The organism is Actinomadura sp. 1N219 (genome assembly GCF_044326405.1).
Lineage (GTDB): Bacteria > Actinomycetota > Actinomycetes > Streptosporangiales > Streptosporangiaceae > Spirillospora.
Genome location: NZ_JBIRAY010000001.1, coordinates 715,386 through 735,418 on the forward strand (window position 1 = coordinate 715,386; position 20,033 = coordinate 735,418).

General features: G+C 72.2%; 14 protein-coding genes. 12 read left to right on the forward strand and 2 right to left on the reverse strand.

All coding sequences use genetic code 11. The annotated features are described in order from the left end of the window. Positions 1–184 precede the first annotated feature (184 nt). Complete coding sequence (locus ACH35V_RS03300) at positions 185–508, reverse strand: hypothetical protein (RefSeq protein ID WP_395970003.1); 324 nt, start codon at positions 506–508, stop codon at positions 185–187. Positions 509–930: 422 nt separating this feature from the next. On the opposite strand from ACH35V_RS03300, the gene ACH35V_RS03305 reads away from it, so the two are divergent. The 4 genes from ACH35V_RS03305 to ACH35V_RS03320 all read left to right on the forward strand — a co-directional run bounded on the left by ACH35V_RS03305 (position 931) and on the right by ACH35V_RS03320 (position 5,321). After that, a complete protein-coding gene (locus ACH35V_RS03305; RefSeq protein WP_395970004.1) occupies positions 931–1,983 on the forward strand; it encodes an NAD-dependent epimerase/dehydratase family protein in 1,053 nt (350 codons plus the stop codon). Between the two features lie 146 nt (positions 1,984–2,129). Beyond that, entirely contained in the window at positions 2,130–3,671 is a 1,542-nt protein-coding gene (locus ACH35V_RS03310) for an acyl-CoA carboxylase subunit beta (protein WP_395971125.1), read from the forward strand. 31 nt (positions 3,672–3,702) lie between these two features. Then, complete coding sequence (locus ACH35V_RS03315; protein WP_395970005.1) at positions 3,703–4,464, forward strand: DinB family protein; 762 nt, start codon at positions 3,703–3,705, stop codon at positions 4,462–4,464. Next, positions 4,461–5,321, forward strand: a complete 861-nt coding sequence (locus tag ACH35V_RS03320) for a maleylpyruvate isomerase N-terminal domain-containing protein (protein WP_395970006.1) — start codon at positions 4,461–4,463, stop codon at positions 5,319–5,321. Before ACH35V_RS03315 ends, ACH35V_RS03320 begins: the two co-directional genes overlap by 4 nt. Positions 5,322–5,400: 79 nt before the next feature. On the opposite strand, the gene ACH35V_RS03325 is transcribed toward ACH35V_RS03320, so the two are convergent. Continuing rightward, the gene (locus ACH35V_RS03325) at positions 5,401–6,354 is read right to left on the reverse strand and encodes a ScbR family autoregulator-binding transcription factor (protein ID WP_395970007.1); all 954 of its coding nucleotides are present in this window, start codon (positions 6,352–6,354) and stop codon (positions 5,401–5,403) included. Positions 6,355–6,429: 75 nt separating this feature from the next. On the opposite strand from ACH35V_RS03325, the gene ACH35V_RS03330 reads away from it, so the two are divergent. From ACH35V_RS03330 to ACH35V_RS03365, 8 genes are all read left to right on the forward strand, one after another. Next, the gene (locus tag ACH35V_RS03330; protein ID WP_395970008.1) at positions 6,430–7,446 is read left to right on the forward strand and encodes a DUF1702 family protein; all 1,017 of its coding nucleotides are present in this window, start codon (positions 6,430–6,432) and stop codon (positions 7,444–7,446) included. A 354-nt stretch (positions 7,447–7,800) separates the two neighbouring features. After that, entirely contained in the window at positions 7,801–8,772 is a 972-nt protein-coding gene (locus tag ACH35V_RS03335) for a DUF1702 family protein (RefSeq protein WP_395970009.1), read from the forward strand. A gap of 3 nt (positions 8,773–8,775) precedes the next feature. Beyond that, on the forward strand, positions 8,776–10,761 hold the full coding sequence (locus ACH35V_RS03340; protein WP_395970010.1) for a CRTAC1 family protein: 1,986 nt from the start codon (positions 8,776–8,778) through the stop codon (positions 10,759–10,761). A 6-nt stretch (positions 10,762–10,767) separates the two neighbouring features. Next, positions 10,768–11,838 (forward strand): enediyne biosynthesis protein, encoded by a 1,071-nt coding sequence (locus tag ACH35V_RS03345; protein ID WP_395970011.1) that lies wholly within the window; start codon positions 10,768–10,770, stop codon positions 11,836–11,838. Beyond that, positions 11,835–17,624 carry an SDR family NAD(P)-dependent oxidoreductase gene (locus ACH35V_RS03350; protein WP_395970012.1) on the forward strand — a complete coding sequence of 1,930 codons (5,790 nt, stop codon included), beginning with the start codon at positions 11,835–11,837 and terminating at the stop codon, positions 17,622–17,624. Before ACH35V_RS03345 ends, ACH35V_RS03350 begins: the two co-directional genes overlap by 4 nt. Next, positions 17,621–18,091: an acyl-CoA thioesterase gene (locus ACH35V_RS03355; protein WP_395970013.1), complete on the forward strand. Its 471-nt coding sequence runs from the start codon at positions 17,621–17,623 to the stop codon at positions 18,089–18,091. Before ACH35V_RS03350 ends, ACH35V_RS03355 begins: the two co-directional genes overlap by 4 nt. Continuing rightward, positions 18,088–18,627, forward strand: a complete 540-nt coding sequence (locus ACH35V_RS03360) for a flavin reductase family protein (RefSeq protein WP_395970014.1) — start codon at positions 18,088–18,090, stop codon at positions 18,625–18,627. The genes ACH35V_RS03355 and ACH35V_RS03360 overlap by 4 nt, the downstream gene beginning before the upstream one ends. After that, positions 18,624–20,009, forward strand: coding sequence for a cytochrome P450 (locus ACH35V_RS03365; protein WP_395970015.1), 1,386 nt, complete (start codon positions 18,624–18,626; stop codon positions 20,007–20,009). The genes ACH35V_RS03360 and ACH35V_RS03365 overlap by 4 nt, the downstream gene beginning before the upstream one ends. Positions 20,010–20,033: the final 24 nt, after the last annotated feature.

The following is a 20,033-nucleotide window of genomic DNA, read 5'->3' on the forward strand; positions in this document are numbered from 1 at the left end:
GCACAGTACACAGACAAGGTGGCGGGCAATCTCCGCAACGGCGTGAATCGGCTCCGCTAAGTGACCGAAAACGCTGGAAACATTCTACTTACTTGCTCTTGACAAGTGCCACGACGTGCAGAAAAGACCCGTGTCCCGGACCGGTCCCACGGCCTCCGGCTTGGCGTGTTCCGGCCGTCCGATGTCACGCAGCGTAATGATCGCGGTGCCGATCCCCGTTCGGTCCCGCGCTGCCGCGCGAGCGGGCCGAGGGATCGGAGGGTACGGCCGTCATGCCCCTGAGTTGCTGCGATGCGGCCGGCGGACGGGCCGCCTCGCCGATCCGGTCGCTCGCGGCGAGCCGGGCGGCCGCGCACGCCATGATGCCACCGTGCGGCGGTCCGGTCGTCCGGCGGTGGGACGCGGAGCGGTCCTGGGTGCGTCCGCCTCCGGCGACCGGAGTACCTCGAAAGGCGCTGTCACCTCGCCGTTCGAGGATGAGGTCGCGGCGCCCGTAGATGATCTCCAAGGCCGTTTCTCCTTGAACTCCCCTTGGACGGGAAGTGTGCCCCAGATGGCCGTGAGTGTTCCTATGAGATTTACATCGGAGTCCGTGCGTTCCTGACCTGTGGAGAGGGGCGGTCAAGCTGTTTTCGCGAAGCGAAGCGTATGCGATTTCGTATCGGCGGCAAGTCAGATAGTTGAGAGCGATGTTGCGCCCCTTCTCATTGGTGCGTTTGTGGTTGCTGTGATCTCTGTTCAGCGGGTGGTCGAGGGATGTGAAGCCGGGCGCGGGGGCGGGCCTGGGGCGGACCGCATGCTCAGAGATGCGCCGGTGATCGTCGCTGGGCACGCTGGGAGCGCCGGGGCCTTTCATCGCGCGTAATTGAAATGACTCCGGTTGTGTTCACTTTCTTTTCTCGAAGTACTGAGGGCGCGGGAGATGGTTCGATGTTGGTGAGCGTGACCGGCGGCACCGGGTTCGTCGGGGCGCATTCGGTCGCCGCGCTGGTGCGGCGGGGGCATCGCGTCCGGCTGCTGGTCCGCGACGAGGGCAAGGCCGAACGGGCGCTGGCCCCGCTGGGCGTCGACCTCGGCGCCGTGGCGACGACCGTCGGCGACGTCACGGACGCGGCGGCCGTCGACGGGGCGGTGCGGGGCGCGGACGCGGTGCTGCACGCCGCCTCGGTCTACTCCTTCGACAGCAGGCGCCGCGCCGAGATGCGCAGGGTGAACGAGCGGGGCACCGAGGTCGTGCTGGACGCGGCCCGGCGGCACGGCGCGGGACAGATCGTCCACGTGTCCACCTTCGGAGCGCTGTCCCCAACGACGTGGCGCATCGTTGGCGTCGACGCGCCGGTGGGTCGTCCTCGCGAGGCGTACACGGCGACCAAGGCGGCGGCGGAGCGGATCGCGCGCGGCCACCAGGCGGCGGGCGCTCCGGTGACCATCACCTATCCGCCCGCGCTCCTCGGCCCGCACGACCCCAATCTCGGCGACCAGACGGCCCGGCTGCGGAATGCGCTGCGCGGGCTGATGCCCATGTGGCCGACGGGCGGTTTCCCGGTGGGCGACGTCCGCGACACGGCGGAGTTCCACGCGGACCTCTTCGACGGCGGGCACGGCGAGGGCGGCGGGCGCCACCACACGCCGGGGCGCTACCTGTCCACGCGGCAGTACGTGGCGGCGCTCCGGGAGGTGACCGGACGGCGGCTGCCGGCGGTGTTCCTGCCCGCCCGGACGATGCTGCCCGTCGGCCTGCTGGCGGACGTCCTGCAGCGCGTGTGGCCCTGGCACATCCCGGCCGAGTACGGCGCCGTCCACACCTGCGCCGCGGACCTGCGGCCCGCCGGGGCCCCGAAGCCGCGGCCGGTGGACGAGACGTTCCGCGACACGGTGCGGTGGCTGCGCGGGAAAGGGCTGCTGACGGCGGGGCAGGCGGGCCTCGCCGGGCGGACCGGCCTGCCGGGCGATGAACGCGAACTACGGACGGAGGGGCGGTGAGCGCTCCGGAGGCCGATTTCGTCCCGGTCGCGGTGCCGCGGCCGAACGGGCGCGGGCCCATTCCCGGACCCGTCCGGGAGGGGACCGCGCCGGACGCGGAGAGGACCGCGCCGGGCGCGGAGGGCGGCGGGCCTGGCGCGCCGTCCATGCGGGAGCTGCGCGAGGAGCGCGAGCGGCTGCGGTCGCGCGTGCTCTCCGGGAGCGAGGCGGCGGTCGAGCGGCAGCACCGGCAAGGCAAGCGGACCGCGCGGGAACGCCTCGATCAGCTCCTGGACGAGGACTCGTTCGTCGAGATCGGCATGTTCCGGCGGCACCAGGCGCACGGCCTGAAGCTCGGCGAGAACCGTCCGCACACCGACGGCGTGGTCGCCGGGTCGGGGACGATCGGCGGCCGCCGGGTGTTCGTCTACGCGCAGGACTTCACGGTGTTCGGCGGCTCGCTGGGCCAGGCGCACGCCGCCAAGATCCACAAGGTGATGGATCTGGCCGTGGAGAACGGCGCCCCGCTGATCGGGCTGAACGACAGCGGCGGCGCGCGGATCCAGGAGGGCGTGCTGGCCCTCGACGGCTACGGCGGCATCTTCCAGCGCAACGTCCAGGCGTCCGGGGTGATCCCGCAGATCAGCGTGGTGCTCGGGCCGTGCGCCGGGGGAGCGGCCTACTCGCCCGCGCTGACCGACTTCACCTTCATGGTGCGCGACACCGCGCAGATGTACCTGACCGGCCCGGACGTGGTCGAGGCCGTGAGCGGGGTGCGGGTCACGCACGGCGAGCTGGGCGGCGCGGACGTGCACGGCGGCAAGACGGGCGTGGCGACGTTCGTGTACGACGACGAGGAGACGTGCCTGGACGAGGTGCGCTTCCTGGTCTCGCTCCTGCCGAGCAACAATCTCGACCTGCCGCCCGCCGCGGCGCCGACCGGCGCGACCCGGGACGAGCGGCCGCGGCTGGCCGAGATCGTCCCGGTGGAGCCGAACCGGCCGTACGACATGCGCCGGGTGATCGAGGAGCTGGTGGACGCCGCCGAGTTCTTCGAGATCCACGAGAACTGGGCGCGGAACGTGATCTGCGCGCTGGGCCGCATCGACGGCGAGGTGGTCGGCGTCGTGGCGAACCAGCCCCTGGTGCTGGCGGGCGTGCTGGACGCGGACGCGGCGCAGAAGGCGGCGCGGTTCGTCCGGTTCTGCGACGCGTTCGGCATCCCGCTGGTGTCGCTGGTGGACGTCCCCGGGTTCCTGCCGGGCGTCGACCAGGAGCACGCGGGCGTGATCCGGCACGGGGCCAAGCTCCTGTACGCCTACTGCGAGGCGACCGTGCCCCGCGTCCAGGTCATCGTCCGCAAGTCCTACGGCGGCGCCTACATCGTGATGGACTCGCGCTCCATCGGCTGCGACCTGTCGCTCGCCTGGCCGACCAACGAGATCGCGGTCATGGGGGCGGAGGGCGCGGTGAACGTCCTGTTCCGCAAGGAGCTGACCGCGGCCGCGGACCCCGGCGTGCTGCGCGCCGAGCTGGTGGAGGAGTACTCCAGGCAGCTCATGCATTCCTACTACGCGGCCGAACGGGGACTGGTGGACGATGTGATCGATCCGGTGCAGACCCGTTCGGCCGTCGCCCGCGGGCTGGCGATGCTGCGGGACAAGCGCAAGCAGGGGCCGCGCCGCAAACACGGCAACACCCCCCTCTGAGAGACGGATGCGTGACGAAGGAGGAGTCGGCATGGGCGAAGGGGAATCGGCACCCAACCACCTCGTCTACGAGCGGGTGCGGAACAACGTGATCGCGTTGCTGGAGGGGCGTCCGGACGCCGCCGGCCTGCCGGTGCCCGCCTGCCCGGAGTGGACGGTGCTCGACCTGGTGGGGCACCTCGTCGACATCTGCGGGCTGGCGACCCGCCGGCTCACGGGCGACGGGCCGGACGGCGAGCCCCGCGCGGACCCGCCGCCGGGCGACGACGCACCACGCCTCGCGCGGCTGTTGCGGGAATGGCGGGAGTCCGGCGCGCGGCTGGACGACCTGATCGCCGCCCAGCTCAACCCCGCGACGAACGTCCTGGTGATGGACGCGTTCACGCACGAACTCGACCTGCGCGAGGCACTGCGCGCGGCGTCGGGGCCGGGCGTGGCGCCCGGCCCGGGCGTGGCGGCGGTCGACGGGCATCCCGCCTATCCCGGCGTGCTCGGTGTCGTCGTCGGCGGATCCTCGGGCGAGGTGCGCAAGCGGGGCCTGCCCGCGCTGGAGATCACGACCCCCGGTGCGAGCTGGAGCACCGGCGGAGACAGGCCGTCCGCGAAGCTCACCGCCCCCAACCCGCACGACCTGCTCCGCAGCCTCACCGGACGCCGCACCGTCGAGCAGATCGCGGCGCTGGAGTGGAGCGCCGACCCGGCGCCGTGGCTGCCGGCCTTCGCGTGGGGGCCGTTCACGCCGCCGGAACGACCGGTCGAGAAGGCCGCCGACTCGGTGCGGGCCGGGCAATGATCGTCCCCATTACGCAGGACAGATGGACGAGTGCGCGAAAGGCGCTCGACGAGACCGGCGACCGTTTCGCCGAACTGCTGGAGAGGGCGGCGCGGACGACGTCCAACGCGACCCGGGACTGGTCGGTGGCGGACACCGCCGCCCATGTCGCGACGCTGGCGCGGATCTACGCCTCGATCGTGGACGCGAACGGCCGCCCGTATCCGTTTCCCGGGGCCGAGAACCTGGTGAACGAGACCGTCGTCGACACGGTCGATGATTTCAACGAGGAGCTCCTCGGCGAGTTCACCGAACGGGACCCCGAGAAGATCGGGCGCGTCCTGCGCGCCGACCTGGACACGATCCTCCAGGTCACGGAGGGAGCCGACCCCGCGGCGGCCATTCCGTGGCTGGGCGGCTCGGAGGTCCCGCTGGCGGGGGTCCTCGCCCATCTGGTCAACGAATTCCAGATCCACGGCCGCGACGTCGCGCTGGCCGCCGGGTCTCCGTGGGTCGTGCCGCCCGAAGAGGCGGGCCTGTTCTTCGACCTTTTCCTGCTGGGTGTCACGCATTACGGCTACGGCAGGCTGCTCGACGGCCATGGGCCCGCCCCGAAGGGCCGGGTCGCGGTGGAGTTCTCGTCCAAGTTCACGTCTACTCGCGTCATGGCCTTGACGGATGGTTTCGTCACGGTGGAGGAGCCGGGCGGCGGGCCGGTGGACGTGAGGTTGTCGTTCAATCCGGTGACGCTCAACCTGATGCTGTTCGGGCGGATCAGCAAGGCGCGCGCCGCCTTCACGGGCGGGGTCGTCCTGCGGGGCGGGCGCCGCCCGTGGACGCTGCCGTCGTTCCTCCGCATCGTCCGGCTGCCGTCGTGAGCCGTGCCGGACCGTCGTGAGCCGTGCCGGGCCGTCGTGAACCCGGGCTGTGCCGTCGTGAACCGGGGGCTGACGGGCGCTAAAGGGGTGGGCCGGGCGGGGTGAGGCCGGACGTCAGCTTGGCCGCGCAGACCGGCGTGACCAGGCCGGGGAACAGGTGGCGCCACATCGCCCGGATCCGCCGGTGATGGTCGACGCTCCACCCCTCGACCGGCCGGGACGGCCTGCGCCCGGCCACCCCGACGGTCGCGACGATCACCTCGGCCACGCTCCTGACCTCGACGTCCGGCAGCAGATCGCCCTGCTCCCTGGCCTCGGTGAGAAGGTCCTCGACCGCGTCGGTCCAGGTGGGCAGGAGCGGGGGCACCGACGTCCCGATCCGGTCGAGTTCGCAGGCCAGGCGGGTGCCGGCGCGGATCGCGACATCGTCGCGGAGCATCTCCGTCGTGCGCAGGGACAGGTCGACGAGGGCCTGGATCGCGCTCCGGCGGCGGTCGCGGAGTTCGTCGGCCATGGACGGGACCAGGCTGAGTTGTTCCTCCAGGATGGCCGTCGCGAGCGCCTCTTTGGAGGGGAAGTGGAAATAGAGGGCGCCTTTGCTTATGCCCCGGCCCTTGACTATGTCACTGAGGTGCGTGCCGACGTAGCCCCGGGCCTCGAAACGTTCTGCGGCCGCTTGCAAGATGAGACGCCGGGTACGGTCAGCTCTTGCCTGCATGTTCCTGCCGTCCTTCCTGGGGGTCTTTAAGACTACCGCAGAGACCGATCTGGAGAAATTGTCCGCCCGTGCCGTTTCCGGCTTCGCCGGGTTTGGCGACGGAGGGGTGAGGACGGTTTTGACTCTGGTCATGTGCAGGGTGGCGGGCCCGGGTGGAACGGCGTGCCCGGCCCTTAAGGCCGCCCGGCGCGGGAGATACGGTCCGCCCGCGCGCCTGGTCACCTTGGCCCGTTCCACCGATCTCCCCTCCCCGCGGGCGGCGTCGCTCATGATCATTAATGTGCGCCGGCATCCACGCCCGCCGCTCCGCGGCATGACGGGAGAAGCGTCCGGTCCTGCGGTGTGCGAACGTTGGTCGTGAATCGTCGGATTCCCGATGGGGAGATTGTGATGGCGACCGTTCTGGGGTCGGTGCGCAGGCTCGTATTGGCCCCGTCTCTGCGAGACGTGACCTTTGCGGAACGGGGCTTTCCCGCCGCGCCGGCGCCGGCGATCGAACACCTCGAAGCGATTCCCCAGTCAGTGGTATGCGGATTCGAATGGGGTATCGACGCGTCCGGCCTCTGGGAGCTCCAGCGCCGGCTGGACATGGTGACCCCGGAATTGCGCGGCTTCGCCTACGAGGGTGCGACGATGGCATGCACGGTGCGCGACGTGATGCCGGGCCGCAGTGGACGTGCGCATGAACTTCTCGCCGGGCCCGGCAGGGCGCATATCTTTCTGGCCTACATCGGCATCGGCTTCGCGATGGCGCGGCTGCCGAGGATGATGTGGAAGAAGGTCCTGCCCGACCTGAAGGACCCCGGATACTACCCCGAGATGAATTGGCTGGCCGTGGACGGCTACGGCTTCGATCTCGCCTACTTCGACGTCGAGCGATGGGTGCGGGGGCAGGAGCGTCCTTCTCCCTATCCGTGGCAGGGGTTTCCCGACTACTTCCCGCGGGCGGTGGACCAGGGAATCGGCCGGGCGCTGTGGTTCATCTGCGGCGCGCAGGTCGCGGACGTGGGCCGGGCGGTACGGCGCTTCGCGTCCGGGCGGCACGCCGACCTCTGGAGCGGGGTCGGGCTCGCCGCGGCGTTCGCGGGCGGCTGCGATCCCGCCGGCCTGTCCGCGCTCGCGGACGAGGCGGGCGAGCACCGGGCCGAGCTGGCCCAGGGAGCGGTCTTCGCGCTCAAGGCCAGGTCCTACGCGGGACACGTGCCGCCGAGCGGAGAGCAGGCGGCGTCCGCCCTGATCGGACTGCCCTTGCCGGCCATCGTGGAGCTCGCCGACGACACCGCCCCCGCAGGCGGCCGAACGGACGGCCAGGCGGACGGCCAGGCTGACGGTGTCCCGCGCTACGAGCACTGGCGCAGGAACGTCCGGGAGCGGCTCGCGGCGCTCGGCCCCTCCCGCCACACCTGATCGACCGAGCCCCCGGCCTCCACGCCGCCCCCATGCCGCACCGTGCCGCACCGTGCCGCCGACGCGGGACGGAGTTCGCGTGCGCCCCGCGATTTGCCGCCGACTTGTCTCGCAAATTGCTCTTCTTGTTTTGGCAGGTTGCTCTTCTGTTGGGTGAGCACAGATGAAGTAGCCGCGGCCTTGGCGTCCTTGTTTCTATGAGTCAAGGTGCGCCACGGGTTGCCGGGCCAAGGAGTCGGGTGGATCGCGGTGACGTCCTTGGCGCGGTTTCCGTGTGCATTGATGGAATCCGCGCAACTCCTGCGCTATGCGCAGCTCAGCGGCAGGAGAACGTCCGCGGATCGAGGAGTAACGTTGTCCAGAGGATCGAAAGCGCTGCTACGTCGCATGCTCACTCCGAATGTCTCGGCGACATCGCTTGAGACGCGTAAGTTTCATGTCAAGGACGCAATCGCCAAAGACCTTCTGGAAAGGGTCGGGCGCACATTCCTCACCGGCTATGGCCACGCGGTGGAGACGGGCGGCGGGGCGGCGCTGGCGGACCGGCTCGCGGAGATCCCGGCCCGCTTCCGCGGCTTCGCCTACGAGGGCGCCGCGATGGGATTCACCGTCGTCGACGGGCTGACCTTCGCCCGGGGCCGCAGGGTCGGGCGGTTCATGGCCGGGCCGGGCGCCCCCCACATCTACATGGCCTACGTCGGGATCGGCTGGGCCATGGCGCGGCTGCCGAGACCGCTGTGGCCGAAGATGGCGTTCGACCCGCTGCTGCAGTGGTTCGTCCTCGACGGCTACGGCTTCCACCAGGCGTACTTCAAGACCGACAAGTACGTGAAGGGGCAGCACGAGGACCCGGCGTTCCCCTGGCCGGGCGGCCGGCACCAGTGGTACGCCGGCCGCGCCCTGGACCAGGGCATCGGCCGCGCCCTGTGGTTCGTCGGCGGGACGGACGCCGACGTCGTCACCGACCTCATCGGGGAGTTCCCCGTCCGGCGGCGTCCGGACCTCTACGCGGGGGCCGGGCTCGCGGCCACCTACGCGGGCGGCGCCGACGAGGACGAGCTGCGCCGCTTCTGGAAGGCCGCGGGCGACTGCCGCCCCCAGGTCGCGCAGGGCTCGGCGTTCGCGGCCGAGGCCAGGCGGCTGGCCGGGCTGGAGTACCCGCACACCGGGGTCGCCACCGGGGTGTTCTGCGACCTGCCGCCGGACGAGGCGGCCGACATCTGCGTCCGGACCCGTCCCGACGGGCGGGACCAGGGCGAGCTCCCTGCCCACGAGGTGTGGCGCAGGCGCATCGCCGACGAATTCGTTTCGCGTGGGAGGAGCTGATCCATGGCAGTCCTCAGCTGGCTGCGCCGGCAACTGCCGGGTGTCGTGGCACTCGTGGTGGTGGTCGGGACGTTCTATGCCGTCCGCCTGCCCGACGCGCCCGCGGCCGAGAAGTCCGAGGTGGCGCAACGCTACAGGTTCACGCCGATGAACATCGCGCTGCCGGGCGGCTTCCGGCAGCAGACGATCCGGCGCGTCAACAAGGACTACAAGAACATCGACGCCTGGATCTCGTCCGTCGGCGCCGGGATCTCGATGAACGACCTCGACGGCGACAGTCTCGCCAACGACCTGTGCGTCACCGATCCCCGCATCGACCAGGTCGTGGTGACCCCGACGCCGGGCGCCCGCGCCGACCGCTACCGCCCGTTCGCGCTGAGCCCCGGCTCCCTGCCCATGAACCCGGCCATCGCGCCGATGGGCTGCTCCCCGGGCGACTTCAACGAGGACGGCCGCATGGACCTCCTCGTCTACTACTGGGGCCGGACGCCGATCATCCAGCTCGCCAGGCCGGACGCCAAGCAGCTCACGGCCGCCGCCTACACCCCCGTCGAGGTGGTCCCCAACGCGGGCGGCTCGACCTACACCGGGGCGGAGTGGAACTCCAACGCCGTGGCGGTCGACGACTTCGACGGCGACGGCCACGTCGACTTCTACCTCGGCAACTACTTCCCGCACGGGCCCGTCCTCGACGACCGCAAGAGCGGCGGCGTGGCGATGAACCGGTCGCTGTCGGCCGCGCACAACGGCGGCGAGGACTACTTCTTCCGCTGGACGGGGGCCGCGTCCGGCGACAAGCCCTCGGTCACCTTCCAGCGCGCCGACCACGCCCTCCCCGACAAGGTCTCCAAGGGCTGGGTGCTGGCGGCGGGCGCCAACGACGTCGACGGCGACGGCCTGCCCGAGCTCTACATCGGCCAGGACCACGGCACCGACGCGATGCTCTACAACATCTCCCGGCCCGGCAAGATCGAGTTCCAGGCGGTGAAGGGCGCGCGCGCCGCCGGCCTGCCCAAGTCCAAGCGGATCGGCGACGACTCGTTCAAGGGCATGGGCATCGACTTCGCCGACTTCGACCACGACGGCCTGTACGACATGTTCGTCAGCAACATCACGACGACGTTCGGCATCCAGGAGAGCAACCTCCACTTCTACAACACCGCCAAGAACCAGGCTGACCTGCGAACTCAGCTGCGCGACGGCAAGGCCCCGTGGAAGGACCGCAGCAGCGAGACCGGGACGGCCTGGTCCGGCTGGAGCTGGGACGCCAAGGCCGCCGACTTCGACAACTCCGGCCGTCCGGCGATCGCGCAGACGACCGGGTTCGTCAAGGGCGAGGTCAACCGGTGGCCGCAGCTCCAGGAGCTGGCGGCGTCCAACGACCTGGTGGTCGAGCACCCGGAGCTGTGGCCGAACGTGCGGGCCGGCGACGACATCGCCGGCAGCCAGCGGCTGCACTTCTGGGCCGAGAAGAGCCCCGGCGAGTACGTCAACGTCGCGCGGGAGCTCGGCATCGGGATCCCCGTGCCGACCCGCGGCATCGCCACCGGCGACGCCGACGGCGACGGGCGGCTGGAGATGGCCGTCGCGCGGCAGTGGGACGAGCCCGTCTTCTACCACAACGACAGCCCGAAGCCCGGCGCGTTCCTCGGGCTGCGGCTGACCCACGATTCCGCGCCCGCGAAGCAGGACACCGAGCCCGCGAAGGGGGCGGCCGGGACGCTGCCCGCGCCCGGGTCCCCGGTGGTGGGCGCCCAGGTGACCGTGACGACCCCGGACGGGCGCAAGCACGTGGCGCGCGTCGACGGCGGCAGCGGCCACTCCGGCAAGCGCAGCACCGACGTGCACGTGGGCCTCGGCAGCGTCTCGGGGCCCGTCCAGGTCAACCTGTGCTGGCGGGACCGCTCCGGCCGGATGCACAAGCAGGATCTGCAGCTCACCCCGGGCCGGCACGCGCTGAAGCTCGGCTCTCAGGCCAAGGAGGAGTGACCGCTCATGTCCACCACCGCTCCCTCGAACGACAACGTCTCGAACGGCGCCGTGGCCGCCCCGGCCGCCCCGGCCCCGGCAGGTCCGCGGCACAGCCCCAAGGTCGTCATCGCGCTGCGCAACTTCGCCATGTCGATCACGGTGTTCAACATCTTCGGCTACACGATCCTGGGGTTCGAGCAGCCGTGGGTCTGGCCGTTCATCGCGCTGGCCACCGCCTACTCCTTCGAGTCGGCGCTGGAGTTCGTCTCGGCCCGGGTGGAGCGCCGCACGCCGCGCTTCATGGGCAACGGGATGCGCGGGGTCATGGAGTTCCTCTACCCGTCGCACATCACCGCGCTGGCCGTGAACATGCTGATCTACGTCAACGACAAGGTCTGGGTGATGATCTTCGGGGTGCTGGTCGCGGTCGGGGCCAAATGGGTCCTGCGCGCCCCGGTCAAGGGCCGCATGCGGCACTACATGAACCCGTCCAACTTCGGCATCGCCGTGATCCTGCTGGTGTTCCCCTGGGCCAGCATCGCGCCGCCGTACCACTTCACCGAGCGGTTCGAGAGCCCGGTCGACTGGCTCGTCCCGGCGATCATCCTCAGCGCGGGCACGATGCTGAACGCCAAGCTCACCGGCCGGGTGTGGCTGATCATGGGCTGGGTCAGCTTCTACGTGATCCAGGCGGTGGTGCGCGGGGTCCTGCTGGACGTCTCCATCCCCGCCGCGCTGATCATGATGACCGGCGTCGCGTTCGTCCTCTACACCAACTACATGGTCACCGACCCGGGGACCAGCCCGTCCGCGCCCGCCTCGCAGTTCGCGTTCGGCGCCGGGATCGCCGTCGTCTACGGCCTGCTCACCGGCATGAGCATCGCCTACGGCCTGTTCTTCGCGACCGCCGCCGTCTGCGCGATCCGGGGCGGCTTCCTGTGGTCGCTGCACATCTCCAACCGCGCCCGCGAGCAGCGCGAGGCGCAGGAGCGGGCCGCCAAGGCGATCGAGGACGCCGGCCAGGACGGCGACGCCGGCCAGGACGGCGAGGCCGCCAACGGTTCGCTCGACGGGAAGAAGGTCGTCACCGCATGACCAGGCTGGCAATCGTGGGGATGGCGTGCCGCTATCCGGACGCCACCTCACCGCGGGAACTGTGGGAGAACGCCCTGGCGGGCCGCCGGGCCTTCCGGCGCCTGCCCGACGAGCGGATGAACCTGGACGACTACTGGGACCCGGACCCGGCCGCGCCGGACCGGTTCTACGCCAAGACGGCCGCCGTCATCGAGGGCTACGAGTTCGACCGGGCGGCGCACCGCGTCGCCGGGAGCACGTACCGGGCCACCGACCTCACGCACTGGCTGGCGCTGGACGTGGCGGGCGAGGCGCTCGCCGACGCGGGCTTCGCCCAGGGCGAGGGGCTCCCGAGGGAACGCGCCGGCGTGATCGTCGGCAACACCCTGACCGGCGAGTTCGTCCGGGCGAACAACCTGCGGCTGCGCTGGCCCTACGTCCGCCGGGTCGTGTCGGCGGCGCTGCGCGAGCAGGAGGGGTGGGACGACGACCGGCTGTCGGACTTCCTCGACGATCTGGAGGCGGCCTACAAGAAGCCGTTCCCCGGCATCGACGAGGACTCCCTGGCGGGCGGCCTGTCCAACACGATCGCCGGGCGCATCTGCAACCACTTCGACCTCAAGGGCGGCGGCTACACCGTCGACGGCGCGTGCTCCTCGTCGCTGCTGTCGGTGGTGACGGCGTGCAGGTCGCTGCTGGAGGGCGACGTCGACATCGCCATCGCGGGCGGGGTGGACCTGTCCATCGACCCGTTCGAGATCATCGGCTTCGCCAAGACCGGCGCCCTGGCCAGGGGGGAGATGCGGCTCTACGACCGGCACTCCAACGGCTTCTGGCCGGGCGAGGGCTCCGGGATGATCGTGCTGATGCGGGAGGACGACGCCCGCGCCCAGAGCCGCCGGATCTACGCGACCATCGCGGGCTGGGGCGTCTCGTCCGACGGGCAGGGCGGCATCACCCGTCCCGAGATCGGCGGGTACCGGCTGGCGCTGGCGCGCGCGTACGAGCGGGCCGGGTTCGGCATCGACACGGTGTCGATGTTCGAGGGCCACGGGACGGGCACCGAGGTCGGCGACAGGACGGAGCTCACCGCGCTGTCGCTGGCGCGCAGGGCGGCCGACCCGGGCGCTCCGCCCGCCGCGGTCAGCTCGATCAAGGGCATGATCGGGCACACCAAGGCCGCGGCCGGGGTGGCGGGGCTGATCAAGGCCGTGATGGCGGTGCACGACCAGGTGCTGCCGCCGACCACCGGCATGGTCGACCCGCATCCGGTGCTGGCGGAGGAGGGCGCGGCGCTGCGTCCGCTCCGCAAGGCCGAGGCGTTCCCGGAGGGGCAACCCGTCCGGGCGGGCGTGACCGCGATGGGCTTCGGCGGCATCAACACCCACGTCGTGGTGGAGAGCACCGCCCCCCGGCGGCGCGTCACCGTGGACACCCGGATCAGGGGGCTCTCCGCCTCCGTCCAGGACGTCGAGCTGCTGATCGTCGACGCCGACTCGCCCGGACGGCTGCGCGAGCGGCTGGCCGAGCTCGTCGAGTTCGTCCCGAAACTGGCCTACGCCGAACTCGGCGACCTGGCGGCGACGCTGCAGGAGCGGCTGCGCGACCTCCCCTACCGGGCGGCCGTCGTGGTGTCCTCTCCGGACGACGCCGAGCAGCGGCTGCGGCAGGTAATGGACGCGCTGGACGAAGGCGAGATCCGGCTGATCTCCCCGGACGCGCGCGCCTTCCTCGGGCACGCCGCCCGCGCCGCCCGCATCGGGCTGCTGTTCCCCGGCCAGGGCTCGGGCCGCGGCACCAGCGGCGGTGCGCTGCGGCGCCGGTTCGCCGAGGTGGAGGAGGTCTATCTCAACGCGGCGCTGCCCACCTCGGGCGACATGGTGGCCACGGCCGTCGCGCAGCCGCGCATCGTGACCGGGTCGATGGCGGGGCTGCGCGCCCTGTCGGTCCTCGGCCTGGACGGCGAGGTCGCGGTCGGGCACAGCCTCGGCGAGCTGTCGGCCCTGCACTGGGCCGGGGCGATGGACGAGGAGACGCTGCTCCGGGTGGCGGGCGTGCGCGGCCAGACGATGGCCGAGCACAGCTCGTCCGGCACCATGGCCGGGATCAGCGCCCCGCCGCCGCGGGTGGACGAGCTGATCAGCGGCCTCCCGGTGGTGATCGCCGGGTACAACGGCCCCGGGCAGACGGTCGTCGCCGGATCGGCGGAGGCGGTCGAGGCCGCCGGGCGCGAGGCGGCGGAGGCGGGCGTCGGGTTCACCCGGATCCGGGTGTCGCACGCCTTCCACTCGCCGCTGGTCGCCCCCGCCGCCGGGGCGTTCGGCGACAAGCTGGCCGGGGAGTCGTTCGGCGCCGTCGGACGCCGGATCGTGTCCACGGTCACCGGCGAGGTCCTGGCCCCCGGCGCCGACCTGCCCGCGCTGCTCCGGCGCCAGATCGTCGACCCGGTGCTGTTCGCGCAGGCGGTGGAGCTGGCGGCCAAGGACGTCGACCTGTTCATCGAGGTCGGACCGGGCACGGTGCTCAGCCGGCTCGCCACCGGCATCGCCGACCTTCCGGCGCTGCCGCTCGACACGGACGCCGAGTCGCTGGCCCCGCTGTTCGGGGCGATCGGCGCGGCGTACGTGCTGGGCGCTCCGGTGCGGCACGAGGCGCTGTTCCACGGCCGGCTGACCCGGCCGCTGGAGATCGGCGCCGAGTTCTCCTTCTTCGCCAGCCCGGCCGAGGCCGCGCCGCCGGTCACCATCCGCGGGGGCAGCGGCCGGAAGACGGGCGGCCCGGAGGCTCCGCCGGACGTCCTGGCCGACGACCCGGAGGACGGCCTGCCGGGCCTGGAGGTGCTGCGCCGTCTTGTGGCGGCGCGGATCGAGCTGCCGCCGGAGATGGTCACCGACGACAGCCATCTGCTCGACGACCTGCACCTGAGCTCCATCACGGTGGGGCAGGTCATCAACCAGGCCGCGCAGGCGATGAACCTGCCGGTGACCCAGGTCCCGACCAACTTCGCCGTGGCGACGCTGGCGGAGCTGGGGCAGGCCCTGGACACCCTGGCCGAGACCGCCACCGCCGACGCCGGGCCCGCCCCGGTCGTGGCGGGCGCGGCCTCGTGGTCGCGGCCGTTCGGCCTCGACCTGGACGAGCTGCCGCTCCCCGCGCGGACCTCGCCGCAGGACAACGGCACGTGGCACGTCCACGCGACCGAGGGTCATCCGCTGGCCGAGCCGCTGCGCCGCGCGCTGGAGCGCGCGAACGTCGGCTCCGGCGTCCTGGTCTGCCTCCCCCGGGACGTCGAGCGGGATCAGGTCGAGCTGGCGCTGGACGGTGCGCGGCGGGCGCTGCGCGAGCCGGACGGCCGGTTCGTCCTGGTCCAGCACGGCCGGGGCGCGGCGGGGCTGGCCAAGACGCTGCGGCTGGAGTCCCCGGGCCTGAAGGTCACCATCGTGCAGCTGCCGCCCGGCTCGCCGGACTCCGGCACCGCGGTGACGCAGGTCGTGGACGAGGTCGCCGCCACCGCCGACTTCAGCGAGGTGCACTATGACGGCGGCGGCGTCCGGCGCGTCCCGACGCTGCGGGCCATGCCCGCGACCGCCGGACGGGTCGAGCACGTCCTCGACGGCTCGGACGTGCTGCTCGTCACCGGCGGCGGGAAGGGCATCACGGCCGAATGCGCGCTGGCCGTGGCCGCCGACACCGGCGCGAAGCTGGCGCTGCTGGGCCGGTCCGACCCGGCCGACGATCAGGAACTGGCCGCCAACCTGGCGCGCATGGCCGACGCGGGCGTCACGGTCGGCTACGCCCGCGCCGACGTCACCGAACCGGACCAGGTCCGCGCCGCGATCGCGGAGCTGACCACGTCGGTCGGGCCGGTGACGGCCGTTCTGCACGGCGCCGGGCGCAACGAACCGGCCGCGATCGCGGGACTGGACTTCGAGGCGTTCCGCCGCACCTTCGCCCCGAAGCTCGACGGGCTGCGCGCGGTGCTGGACGCGGTCGACCCCGGCGCGCTGAAGCTGCTGGTCACCTTCGGCAGCATCATCGGCCGGGCTGGGCTGCGCGGCGAGGCGCACTACGCCACCGCCAACGAGTGGCTCGCCGAACTCACCGCCGAGTTCGCCGAGCGGCACCCCCGCTGCCGGACGCTCTGCATGGAGTGGTCGGTCTGGTCGGGCGTCGGCATGGGCGAGCGCCTGTCGGTGGTCGAGGGGCTGTCCCAGGAGGGCATCACCGCCATCACGCCCGACCAGGGCGTGCAGATCATGCGGCGGCTGGTGTCCGACCCGGACGCGCCGGTGGTCACCGTCATCAGCGGCCGGACGGGCGGGATCGACACCGTCCGGCACGACCTGCCGGAGCTGCCGCTGCTGCGGTTCGTCGAGCGGCCGCTCGTCCGCTACCACGGCGTCGAGCTGGTCACCGAGGTCGAGCTGAACGCGGGCACCGACCCGTACCTGGCCGACCACCTGCTGGACGGCAACCTGCTGTTCCCGGCGGTGCTCGGCCTGGAGGCCATGACGCAGGCGGCGACGGCCGCGACCGGCTGGACCGGTCCGCCGGTCGTGGAGGACGCGGAGTTCCTGCGCCCGATCGTCGTCCCGCCGGAGGGCTCGACCACCATCCGGGTGGCCGCCGCCGTCGTGGCCGACCGCGCGGTGCGCGTGGTCATCCGCAGCGAGGAGACCGGCTACGCCGCCGAGCACTTCCAGGCGACGCTGGTGTTCTCCGGCGCCGAAGTGGCCGCCGGGCCGCCCGACCAGGTCACTGAGGGCCTGCCCGACGTCGTGCTCGATCCGATGACCGAGCTGTACGGCGGGGTCGCGTTCCAGGGGGCCAGGTTCCAGCGGCTCCGCGCGTTCCACCGGGCCGCGGCCCGGCACGTGGACGCCGACGTCGCGCTGGCGCCGGGCGTGACCTGGTTCGCCGGGTTCCTGTCCGGTGAGCTGCTGCTCGGCGACCCCGGCACGCGGGACGCGCTGATGCACGGGAACCAGGTCTGCGTCCCGGACGCGACGCTGCTCCCGCGCGGCATCGACCGGGTGCACGTCGGCCCGGCGGCGGTGGTGGAGGCGAGTCGGCCCGATGGCGTCCTCCGGTACACCGCCACCGAGCGCAGCCAGGACGGCGACACCTACGTGTACGACATCGCCGTCCGGAACGGCGCGGGCGAGGTCGTCGAACGCTGGGACGGCCTGCGGCTCCAAGCCGTGCGCAAGGGCGACGGAAGCGGCCCCTGGGTGGCCCCCCTCCTCGGCTCCTACCTGGAGCGCGAGGTGGAGGACCTCACGGGCGTCCGCGTCGCCACGGCCGTGGAACCTGACGTGGAAGGCGGCGATCGGCGCACGCAGACCGCGCTGGCCGCCGGTCGCGCGCTCGGCCGTCCTGTGGAGGTCCGGTACCGCCCGGACGGGCGGCCCGAACTCGACGGCGGCACGGTCTCGGCGTCGCACGGCGCCGGGCTGACCCTCGCCGTCGCAGGCGACGGCCCGCTCGGGTGCGACGTCGAACCGGTCGCGGAGCGCTCCGCCGGGGACTGGGACGGCCTGCTGGGCGGCAACGCGCCGCTGGCCGCGCTCATCGCCCGGGAGGCGGACGAGTCTCCCGACACCGCCGGGACGCGGGTGTGGTCGGCGATCGAATGCCTGCGCAAGGCCGGGCTCCCGGCCGACGCGTCCCTCACCCTCACGCCCGGACGGCGGAACGCCTGGATCGTCCTGGCCTCGGGCCCGCTGCGGATCGCGACGCTCGTCACGACCCTGCGGGACCGCCCGGGGCCGGTCGTCTTCGCGGTCCTCGTGGAAGGACGGTCATGACCACGGACAACTACTACGAGTACCGGCACATCGTGGGTTTCGAGGAGACCAACATCGTCGGCAACGTCTACTACGTCAACTACCTGCGGTGGCAGGGGCGCTGCCGCGAGATGTTCCTCAAGGACCGCGCGCCGGACGTGCTGGACGACCTCCGCGACGACCTCAAGCTGTTCACCCTGAAGGTCGACTGCGAGTTCTTCGCCGAGATCACCGCGTTCCACGAGCTGTCGATCCGGATGCGCCTGCTGGAACTGGCGCAGACCCAACTGGAGTTCGGCTTCGACTACGTCCGGCTGGACCCGGGCGGCCTGGAGACGCTCGTCGCCCGGGGGCGGCAGCGGGTGGCCTGCATGCGCGGGCCCAACACGCGGACCGTCCCCACGCGCGTCCCCGAGGCGCTGACCCGGGCGCTGGCCCCCTACGTCCCCGGGAACGGGGCGCGCGTCGAGGCGGGGAGCACGGCGTGAGCGTCAACTCGACATCCGCCGAGCGGCTGCTGGACACCAAGGCGCTGCGGAGGACGTTCGGCACGTTCGCCACCGGGGTCACGGTGGTGACGGTCGGCGGCGCGACCCCGCACGCCATGACGGCCAACTCCTTCACCGCGGTCTCGCTCGACCCGCCGCTGGTGCTGGTCTGCGTGGGCCACAAGGCGGTCATGCACCACGCGCTGGACGCCGGGCTGTTCGGGGTGTCGGTGCTGACCGCGGGCCAGGAGCGGATCGCGCGGCACTTCGCGGACACGTCGCGTCCGCTGGGTGCCGCGCAGTTCGAGGACGTCGACACCGACGCCGGGCCCCTCACCGGGGCGCCGCTGATCGCCGGCGCCCTGGCCAGGTTCGAGTGCGAGACCTGGAACACCTGCGACGGCGGCGATCACTCGATCTTCCTCGGCCGGGTCCTGTCGATGGACCGGCCGGGCGCCGACCACGACGAGGCGCTGCTGTTCTACCAGGGGCGCTTCCACCGGCTTGAGCCGGGACGAAACGAGGTCCAGACATGACCACCACGACCCGGCGGGCGCGCGCGGCCCGGCGGCGCGGGCGCGGCGGGCGGCGGCTGCCGCCCGGGACCCCCTTCAGCGCCACCCCGCGCCTGCTGAAGCAGCTGGTCTCCGACCGGCTCGGCATGATGACCACCGCCGCGGGCTACGGCGACGCGGTGCGGATGGTCATGGGCCCCCGCCAGCTCTACTTCTTCAACCATCCCGACCACGCCAAGCACGTGCTGGCCGACAACGCCGGCAACTACCACAAGGGCATCGGCCTGGCGCAGGCCCGGCGTGCCCTCGGCGACGGGCTGCTGACCAGCGAGGGCGACCTGTGGCGCATGCAGCGCCGCGCCATCCAGCCCGCGTTCCAGCACAAGCGCATCGCCCGGCAGGCGGACGCGATCATCGAGGAGGCCGCCAAGCTGGTCTCCCAGCTGCGCAGGCACGCGGGTGGCCCGCCGGTGGACGTCGTCCGCGAGATGACCGACCTCACACTCGGCGTGCTCGGCCGCACGCTGCTGGACACCGACCTCAGCGCCTACTCCTCCATCGGGAAGGCGTTCGAGGCCGTCCAGGACCAGGCCATGTTCGAGATGGTCAGCCAGGGCATGGTGCCGACGTGGCTGCCGCTGCCCAAGCAGCTCCGGTTCCGCCGGGCCCGCCGGGAGCTGGACGGGATCGTCGGCCGCATGGTCGCCGAGCGCTCGGCCCGGTCCACTGAGGGCGACGACGCCCTGTCCCTGCTGATCGTCTCCACCCGCGCGGAGGCGGACCCGGCGGTGGGCCGCCGCCGGATGCGGGACGAGCTCGTCACGCTCATGCTCGCCGGGCACGAGACCACGGCGAGCACCCTCGGCTGGTCGTTCTACCTGCTCGACCGGCACCCCGCGGTCATGGAGCGGCTGCGGGACGAGGTGACCCGCGTCCTCGGCGACCGCACCCCGGTCCTGGACGACCTCCACGCGCTGCCCTTCACCACCATGGTCCTCCAGGAGGTCATGCGGCTGTACCCGCCGGTCTGGCTGCTCAGCCGCCTGGCCCAGGCCGACGACGAGATCGGCGGCTACCACGTCCCGGCGGGCTCGGACGTCCTGATCTCCCCGTACACGATCCACCGGCACCCGGCGCTGTGGAAGGACCCGGAGCGGTTCGACCCCGACCGGTTCGACCCGGACAGCCCGGACACCCGTCCCCGCTACGCGCACATCCCGTTCGGCGCCGGACCGCGGTTCTGCGTCGGAAACCATCTCGGAATGATGGAGGCCACCTTCGTCCTGGCGATGGTGGTGCGGGAACTGGGCCTGGCCAAGGTCCGGAACCACACGGTGGTTCCCGAGGCCATGCTCTCCCTCCGCCTCCGCGGCGGCCTCCCCATGCACATCACCGAACGCTGACCGATCACCGAACGCTGACGACAG

What these genes read in the sequence shown, in the direction of transcription:
- ACH35V_RS03305 (WP_395970004.1), top strand. Translation starts at nt 931, where the DNA reads ATGTTGGTGAGCGTGACCGGCGGCACCGGGTTCGTCGGGGCGCATTCG.
- ACH35V_RS03310 (WP_395971125.1), top strand. Translation starts at nt 2,130, where the DNA reads ATGCGGGAGCTGCGCGAGGAGCGCGAGCGGCTGCGGTCGCGCGTGCTC.
- ACH35V_RS03315 (WP_395970005.1), top strand. Translation starts at nt 3,703, where the DNA reads ATGGGCGAAGGGGAATCGGCACCCAACCACCTCGTCTACGAGCGGGTG.
- ACH35V_RS03320 (WP_395970006.1), top strand. Translation starts at nt 4,461, where the DNA reads ATGATCGTCCCCATTACGCAGGACAGATGGACGAGTGCGCGAAAGGCG.
- ACH35V_RS03325 (WP_395970007.1), bottom strand. Translation starts at nt 6,354, where the DNA reads ATGCCGCGGAGCGGCGGGCGTGGATGCCGGCGCACATTAATGATCATG.
- ACH35V_RS03330 (WP_395970008.1), top strand. Translation starts at nt 6,430, where the DNA reads ATGGCGACCGTTCTGGGGTCGGTGCGCAGGCTCGTATTGGCCCCGTCT.
- ACH35V_RS03340 (WP_395970010.1), top strand. Translation starts at nt 8,776, where the DNA reads ATGGCAGTCCTCAGCTGGCTGCGCCGGCAACTGCCGGGTGTCGTGGCA.
- ACH35V_RS03345 (WP_395970011.1), top strand. Translation starts at nt 10,768, where the DNA reads ATGTCCACCACCGCTCCCTCGAACGACAACGTCTCGAACGGCGCCGTG.
- ACH35V_RS03350 (WP_395970012.1), top strand. Translation starts at nt 11,835, where the DNA reads ATGACCAGGCTGGCAATCGTGGGGATGGCGTGCCGCTATCCGGACGCC.
- ACH35V_RS03355 (WP_395970013.1), top strand. Translation starts at nt 17,621, where the DNA reads ATGACCACGGACAACTACTACGAGTACCGGCACATCGTGGGTTTCGAG.
- ACH35V_RS03365 (WP_395970015.1), top strand. Translation starts at nt 18,624, where the DNA reads ATGACCACCACGACCCGGCGGGCGCGCGCGGCCCGGCGGCGCGGGCGC.